The 1,690-nt window shown below is 40.4% G+C and carries 1 protein-coding gene; it reads left to right on the forward strand.

The features are described 5' to 3' along the window. Nucleotides 1–360: 360 nt before the first annotated feature. Nucleotides 361–1,233, forward strand: a complete 873-nt coding sequence (locus tag SIN01_RS14610) for a phosphotransferase family protein (RefSeq protein ID WP_010023656.1) — start codon at nucleotides 361–363, stop codon at nucleotides 1,231–1,233. Nucleotides 1,234–1,690: the final 457 nt, after the last annotated feature.

The following is a 1,690-nucleotide window of genomic DNA, read 5'->3' on the forward strand; positions in this document are numbered from 1 at the left end:
AGCTAGCACTGTCCGCAATTTTGCGGACAACAACATGCAGCCCGCATTATCAAATAATAATGGCGCTGATAATAATAATTCGAATAATAGCTGCACGGTTTGCTAACATTTATAATCACTCTTTTAAATTTTAATTATCAAACAATATACAACTCAATCAGAGATATGTCAAATATTTTCTGGATTTTTTTGGAATGAACATTTTTATGCTAGATTGAACAATAAAGGAGCTCCTCCCTGGTATGATTAATTTGAGAGAACCAAACATACAAGGTAAGGGGACTCCTCGTATGAACAGTGTAAAACGATTCCATTTGCGGAACAGATTTATTCCTGGGATAGAAAAGAGGATGCGTGTTTGTGAGAAAGGAAGACATGATCCGTTTTGTTCGGCGCACCATGCCGAAGCTAACCATTGATACAAGTGAGATAAAAACAAATGGCTGGAATAATGACATTCTGATTGTCAACAAGCAGCAGGTTTTCCGCTTTCCGAAAACAGATCAGATCCGAGATCAGATCAAGGGCGAATGCACGCTATTGAGACAGCTCGAGCGAAAGAAACCTGCACTGCAAATTCCGAGGTACAAACTGATTTATGAAAGAGAGGTGCTCAAAGCGGTCACCTATCCATTCATGAGTGGAGAATCCTTAAATGAACACCCTGTTGATTTAAGGAGGAATCCTGAAAATGCTCAATTACTTGGCGATTTTCTGATGAAACTGCATCAAATCGCGGGTGGTTTTTTGCCTACTCGGCATACGTTTTGCTATTGGCAAGTGTTACTTGAATCGCTTAGAAAAAAGGTGTTCTCGGCGTTGCGTGATGAGGAGTGTCAGGCAATTGAGGATGTGTTCACTCGTTTTTTGAACAGATATACGGCGTTTTCTAAGACAAAGGCAGTGATTCATGGCGATCTTTCCGCTTCAAATATTCTTTTTGATCAGAAGACGAATCGAATCAGCGGGATTATTGATTTTACAGACGGTCAAATCGGCGATCCAGCCTTTGATTTTGCGGGTATCTATTGGAATTATGGTCCGGAGTATACGAAAGAAGTGCTTTCTTTCTATCAGACAGATGAGTCGATAGATGAAATGTTCGATCGCTTAAGCACATTTTATGGACTACAGCCGGTATTCCATGAGTTGCTCTATTCTGTCGAGAATAATGAGCCGATTGACCATACGCAGCTCAAGAGATTTATGGAACTAAAACAAATGATTTCCTGATTCATGTCTACCAAATTATGCGAGAATAAGATCATGATAAGAACGGCTTAAGAGCGGCGCACACCTTTTGTTTCTCTGCTTCCTGTCTGTGCAGACGACGGAGACGGAGGAGGTGCGATTCTTTTTCATGAGTACGATTATGGCTGTCATTGGCATTCTGAGCTTGCTCTTTATAGGTGGCTCATTCTTGCTAAACCTGCTTGATCATATCTCTAAGGAAAAGAAATAATCCGCTCTGAGCCGACCAGCCGGTAGCGGATTATCCTTGAGATATGAAGTTATAAGGTGATGCGTTGCTCTTAAAGCAACTTCTTATCTAAAGTAGCGTTGATGTTCCAGCATCAATGCTGCTTTTTTCATTATACGTAAATGCAATAGATCTTATGCTTTCATGAAAGCTATGATCTACTATTATAATAATCATACGATTGACTATAGTCAACGGGCTGGGTAAGTG

Source organism: Sporolactobacillus inulinus (genome assembly GCF_006539285.1).
Lineage (GTDB): Bacteria > Bacillota > Bacilli > Bacillales > Sporolactobacillaceae > Sporolactobacillus > Sporolactobacillus inulinus.